The 6,030-nt window shown below is 52.0% G+C and carries 4 protein-coding genes; 2 read left to right on the forward strand and 2 right to left on the reverse strand.

Annotated features, from left to right (window positions below; translation table 11 throughout):
* Nucleotides 1-2,337 carry a xanthine dehydrogenase molybdopterin binding subunit gene (gene xdhB / locus AC27IB_RS10810; protein ID WP_296049802.1) on the reverse strand — a complete coding sequence of 779 codons (2,337 nt, stop codon included), beginning with the start codon at nt 2,335-2,337 and terminating at the stop codon, nt 1-3.
* The gene (xdhA, locus tag AC27IB_RS10815) at nt 2,330-3,772 is read right to left on the reverse strand and encodes a xanthine dehydrogenase small subunit (protein WP_487120840.1); all 1,443 of its coding nucleotides are present in this window, start codon (nt 3,770-3,772) and stop codon (nt 2,330-2,332) included. The genes xdhB and xdhA overlap by 8 nt, the downstream gene beginning before the upstream one ends.
* 406 nt (nt 3,773-4,178) lie before the next feature.
* Here xdhA and AC27IB_RS10820 point away from each other — a divergent pair, with 406 nt between their 5' ends.
* Together AC27IB_RS10820 and puuE are read left to right on the forward strand one after the other, a co-directional pair.
* Entirely contained in the window at nt 4,179-4,826 is a 648-nt protein-coding gene (locus tag AC27IB_RS10820; RefSeq protein ID WP_296049797.1) for a TetR family transcriptional regulator C-terminal domain-containing protein, read from the forward strand.
* A gap of 1 nt (nt 4,827) precedes the next feature.
* Nucleotides 4,828-5,736 (forward strand): allantoinase PuuE, encoded by a 909-nt coding sequence (gene puuE, locus AC27IB_RS10825; RefSeq protein ID WP_296049795.1) that lies wholly within the window; start codon nt 4,828-4,830, stop codon nt 5,734-5,736.
* Nucleotides 5,737-6,030: the final 294 nt, after the last annotated feature.

The raw sequence follows: 6,030 nt of genomic DNA on the forward strand, positions 1-6,030 counted from the left end.
TTATTGCTCTCCAGTGGCATTCTGAATAGCATTAATAGCCATGAGGACTTTTTCGGGCGTAGCTGGGGCAGGCAGATCGGGATCCCGCTTATAATCGGCCAGGCTGGCCACGGCGTCTTTAAGGGCACACCATACCGAAATCGCCAACATGAAGGGCGGTTCACCCACAGCTTTGGAGTGATAAATACTGTCTTCGGCGTTGGGCCGGTCAAACAGTGCCACGTTGAAGTGCGCCGGCGTATCGCCAATGGCGGGAATCTTATAAGTAGCCATGTTATTGGAGATTAACCGGCCTTTATCGTCCCAGCGTAAATCTTCAGTGGTGAGCCAGCCCATGCCCTGTATAAAGCCGCCTTCTATTTGGCCGCGGTCAATGGCCGGGTTCAGGCTGGTGCCTACATCATGCAGGATATCCACTTTATCGACGGTGTATTCGCCGGTCAGGGTATCCACACTGACCTCAGATACGGCCGCACCATTGGCAAAGTAAAAAAACGGCCGGCCAGATCCGGTGTCGCGGTCGTAGTATATTTTCGGCGTGCGGTAATACCCTGTGGCTGATAATGAAATTCGTGCCATATAGGCATTTTGAATCAGTTGGGTGAAGGGTAAGTGATGGCCTCCGCCACTCACCTGGCCCGCGGCGAAAATCACGTCTTCTGCCGGCACGTTAAATTGTTCCGCAAAGAACGCAGCCAGGCGCTCTTTAATGGTAATACAAGCATTTTGTGCCGCTTTACCGTTAAGGTCGGTACCACTTGATGCCGCTGTGGGCGAGGTATTAGGTACCTTATCGGTGCGTGTGGCGGTTACCTCGATATTATCCAGCGTTACGCCAAATTCATGGGCCACAATCTGACCAATTTTAGTGTGCAGACCCTGGCCCATCTCGGTACCACCGTGATTGACCTGAATGCTGCCATCGGTATAAATGTGAAGCAGTGCACCGGCCTGATTGAGGTGCTTGGCGGTAAAGGAAATACCAAATTTAACCGGCGTCAGAGCCAGGCCTTTCTTAATGATAGGGCTTGCTGCGTTAAACGCTTTTACTTCCTCGCGGCGCTGCCAGTAATGGCTGTCGGTTTCGAGTTTACTGATGAGGTCGGGCAGAATATCCTGTTCCAGGGGCATGCCATAGGGCGTGGTTGTGCCATTTTCCGGGCCATACAGGTTGAGCTTGCGCACTGATAGCGGATCAAGGCCTGTTTTACGGGCAACTACGTCCATCATCAGCTCGGCCATAATCAGCCCCTGAGGACCGCCAAATCCACGAAATGCCGTATGTGATACAACGTTGGTTTTCAGGCGATGGCCGGTAATGTGGGTATCACCTAACTGGTAAGCGTTATCGACGTGAAACATAGCGCGGTCGACTATCGCATCAGACAAATCCGGCGAGTGGCCACAGTTGCCTGCTACGGTAACCCTGGCGCCAAGCATTTTACCTGTTTCATTAAAAGCGATTTCATAGTCATTTTCAAAAGGGTGGCGTTTGCCGGTTGCCTGCATGTCGAGCATGCGCGGTAAACGCATTTTAACTGCCCGCCCGGTACGCAGCGCAAAAACGGCGGCCAGACAAGCCCATTGGGCGGCCTGGGATTCCTTACCGCCAAAGCCGCCACCCATTCGGCGCATATCCACCGCCACCCGGTGGAGTTTAACGTCGAGTACTTCAGCAACCAGTTTCTGCACTTCACTGGGATGCTGGCTGGAGGTAAAGATACTCATGCGATCTTCTTCTTCAGGGATGGCCAGACTAATATGACCTTCCAGGTACATGTGTTCCTGACCGCCCACTGAAAGATGGCCTGTCGCCCTGAGCGGGGATGCCGCCAGGGTTTTACTCACATCACCACGACCAAATTCATGAGTGGGACGGACTTTCGCATTGGCGGCCAGCGCCGCATCAGTGGTTAAAATGGCGTCTGCTTCAGCAAAGGTCATGGTCGCTTTTGTTGCGGCCTCCCGGGCCTGTTCCTGGGTTTCTGCCAATACCGCAAACACGGGTTGGCCATGAAACTTCACCTCGTTGTCGAGCAGAATAGGATCGCCGCCAAACACCGGGCCTATATCGGTGTGACCGGGAATATCGGCCACGGTTATTACGTCGATAACGCCAGGCGCTTGCTTCACCGCACTAAGATCCAGAGACTGCAGCGTACCACTGGCTACCGTCGTTGTGCCCACACTGGCATAACACAGTGAAGCCGGGGCAGGGATATCATCAACATACCGCGCTGAGCCCGACACTTGTCTGATGGCACTTTCGTGTTTTTCCGAGCGTAACAGCGGCGAGTGTTCGGCCTTATGGGATGGTTGGTCAACAAGTTTACGCATAAGCTGTCACCCGGGTTGTGGCTAATAGTTCAGTCTGTGTTTCAAACCAGAAGCGCTGCCATAAATTGGCGAGTAATTGTTTACGATAGCTGGCGCTGGCCCGCACATCATCAATCGGCGAAAACGCCTCAGCAAGGATTTCCATGCCCAGTTGGCGGGTACTTTGTTCACTCCAGGTTTTACCCAGCAAACGCTGTTCCAGCTCTTCGCAGCTAACCGGGGTTGCGGCCACGCCGCCGAATCCTGAAGAAAGAGCCGTTACCTTGCCATTATCCAGCGTCACCGTGAACACGGCACACACCGCAGAAATATCATCTTCGTGACGCTTTGACACCTTATACGCTTTCATTTGCGTTTGGGCATCGAGCCGGGAAAAGCGGATCGCGCTAATCCATTCTTTGTCTGCCAGCACGGTCTGCCGGTAGCCGGTAAAAAAGTCACGGGCCGGCACTTCCCGGTAGGCACTGCCATTATCAATCATTACTACTGCATTGAGGGCCAGCAGCACAGGCGGCATATCGCCGATGGGCGAGGCATTAGCAACGTTACCGCCAAGTGTCGCCTGGTTTCTAATTGGTAATGACGCAAACCGATCAATAAGTTCATGCAACTGCGGAAATTGCTGATGCAATACCGGTGCGAAGTCATTGAGTGGTAAGGCTGCGCCTACTGTGATGCCATCGTTATCAACGGTTAATGCCAGGCACTCTTTAACCCGTGTGGTGCTGATCAGGGTAGGCAGTGTTTTTAACTGCTGGGTGTATTCGAGGGATAAATCGGTACTACCCGCCACCAGGCGTGCGTCAGGGTGTTCCTGCAACAAAGCTGCCATCGCCTCGCGACTGGGCGGTAAATACACCTTGTTTATTCCCGGCAGTGTGTCTTCGCTGGCAATGGCCTTTAGCTGCTTCAGTACCTCATCTTCCCGGGCGCTGAACTTATCCGCCTGGCGGTTGCCGCAGCTGTCCAGCGTGGCTTCGATAATGGGTCGGTAACCGGTACAGCGGCACAGGTTGCCAGACAAGGCAGTATTAACGGTTTCACGATCTGCCGGTTTATCACTGTGATAAAGGGCGAACATCGACATAACGAAACCAGGCGTACAAAAACCACACTGACTACCATGATGTTCGACCATGGCCTGCTGCACCGAGTGCAGGGCTTTGCCATCGCTGAGGTGTTCTACGGTGATCAGCTGTTTACCGTGCAGTGCCGCCATTAACGTAATACAACTGTTGACACTGCGGTAAAAAATCGCGGACTGAGAAGGGGCAATTTCACCAAGAACGACCGTGCATGCACCACAATCGCCAGCTGCACAGCCTTCCTTGCTACCAGTCAGCGATTTTTGTTCACGCAGATATTGCTGTACAGACACTTCTGCAGCGTTATTATCTAGCGTAACCAGTTCATTATTAAGTAAAAATTTAATCATCCTGTGCTCCGGGCCTGAGGTGGCGGGCGAATTAACGCATACCATACCGGAATTACTATTCAAAAAGTAGACCAAGTGGTCAGTTTTTTGTGTTTAAATGGCGCTGCAGCCTCAACTGGGCGCCCGTAGTGCCTGGTTTCACGCCGGCCATTGAGGTTGGCTAACCAGTCTGAACAGAGCGTAGCCTATAAAACGGTGAGCCATTTTTGTGGACTGACCACTTGGTCCGGTAAAAAGTGACTAAGTGGTCAGGAAATTGCTGTAAATCAGAATGAGTACTGAGACAAAGCAACGAGAAAGTGACAATATAGAGCATGAATGTGTGCTGGCTTTAAAACGCCGGACGATGCCTGATGACATTCACGTGCTCAGTCAATTTCAGTGAAAAACAAGGAACGCAGTATTAATGGCGAGTAAATCGAAAATGGACGGTAGTATCGGGGCCAAGAATAAACAGAAAATTCTGGCCGCGGCTGAAAAGGCTTTCGCAACCTATGGGTTTAAGGGGACTTCGGTACAGCAGATTGCTGATGAAGCGGAGTTACCTAAAACCAATATTCTGTATTATTTTAAATCGAAGCAGGGCTTATATGTAGCCATGCTGCAGGACATTATGTCGCTGTGGAATTCCCGGTTCGATCAGGTGACTGAGGAAGACGACCCGGCTGAATCCCTGGCAGACTATATTGCCGATAAAATGACGGTGTCGCGAACCCATCCGCAGGCATCTAAAATCTTTGCGATGGAAGTGCTCAATGGCGCGCCTTATCTGAACAAATTTTTCAGTAATGAACACGTCGCCTGGATGGAAGGGCGGGTAGCCATTTTAAATCGCTGGATTGAACAAGGGCGGATGACACCGGTGGATCCGCTGTATCTGTTATTTCATATCTGGGCCTGTACCCAACATTACGCCGATTTTTCGGCCCAGATCACCAGCTTGCGTGGCAAGACCATGAAACGGGCCGATTTTGATGAAGCAACCCGACAACTGGTGCAATTAATCCTGTCGGGCTGTGGCCTGACTGTCCCCGAAAAATACGCGGAGTTGTAACATGAGTGATTACCCAAGAGACTTGGTCGGTTACGGGGCGAACCCACCGCATCCAAAGTGGCCGGAGAATGCCAGGATCGCGATTCAATTTGTCCTGAATTACGAGGAAGGCGGTGAAAACTGTGTGCTGCATGGCGATAGTCATTCAGAAATCTTTCTGTCTGAAATTATTGGTGCACAACCCTATGCTGACCGCCATTTAAGCATGGAGTCTATCTATGAATATGGTTCCCGGGCCGGATTCTGGCGACTGCACCGTCTATTCACCCAGGCCAATATCCCGGTAACGGTATTTGGAGTGACCATGGCCCTTGAGCGTCATCCTCAAGCCGTTAAGGCGATGCTGGAAGCGGATTGGGAAATTGCTAGTCATGCCCTGCGCTGGATCCACTTTCAGGATATGGACATCAACGAGGAACGGGCGCAGATTGAAGAATCAGTCAATCGACATAAAGCCTTAACCGGCAAGGCGCCCGCGGGCTGGTACACCGGCAGAACCAGCCCTAATACGCTGGCGCTGATTGCCGAGCGCGAGGACATTCTTTACTGCGCCGACTCCTACGCCGACGACTTACCCTATTACGATCTACATTACAGTAAACCACTGCTGGTGGTGCCTTACACACTGGATACCAATGATATGCGGTTTGCAACGCCACAGGGGTTTAACAGTGGCGAGCAGTTTTTCACTTACCTCAAAGACGCTTTTGATGTGTTGTATGAAGAAGGGCAGGACGCCCCCAAAATGTTATCCATTGGCCTGCATAACCGCATTATTGGCCGTCCGGCGCGTTTTGCTGCGTTAAAACGCTTCGTGGAGTATGTGCAGAGTCATGATCAGGTGTGGTGTTGTACCAGGGAGCAAATCGCTCAGCACTGGGCAGAGCATTTTCCATACGGCGAAAAATAACCGTTGTACATTGAGTAGTTATTATAAAAATAACCGTCATACCGGCCGCCGTGCCGGTATCTTCTAATAAGCCAGACTTAGTTAATATAGCCTTTTGAAATCCTCAGGCAGTCTCCACTTTTTTGTCGGGTCGCCGACGCCGACCAGGGGCGGCAGTGAGGCCGCCCCTGGACCCCACTCAGTTCTAAATTGCGAAACAGCCTATTGGCCGACAAAAAGGGGCAAACCTAACGCGCTGAGCGGGCGTCCTGCCCGCGCAGCCCTGGCTCGTCGTCCGTGACGAGCCTACGGATT

It is taken from the genome of Alteromonas sp. 4NH20-0104 (assembly GCF_057547795.1).

Bases quoted from the DNA above. Each gene is read 5' to 3' on its own strand.
- xdhB (WP_296049802.1), bottom strand. From the start codon at position 2,337: ATGCGTAAACTTGTTGACCAACCATCCCATAAGGCCGAACACTCGCCG.
- xdhA (WP_487120840.1), bottom strand. From the start codon at position 3,772: ATGATTAAATTTTTACTTAATAATGAACTGGTTACGCTAGATAATAAC.
- puuE (WP_296049795.1), top strand. From the start codon at position 4,828: ATGAGTGATTACCCAAGAGACTTGGTCGGTTACGGGGCGAACCCACCG.
- AC27IB_RS10820 (WP_296049797.1), top strand. From the start codon at position 4,179: ATGGCGAGTAAATCGAAAATGGACGGTAGTATCGGGGCCAAGAATAAA.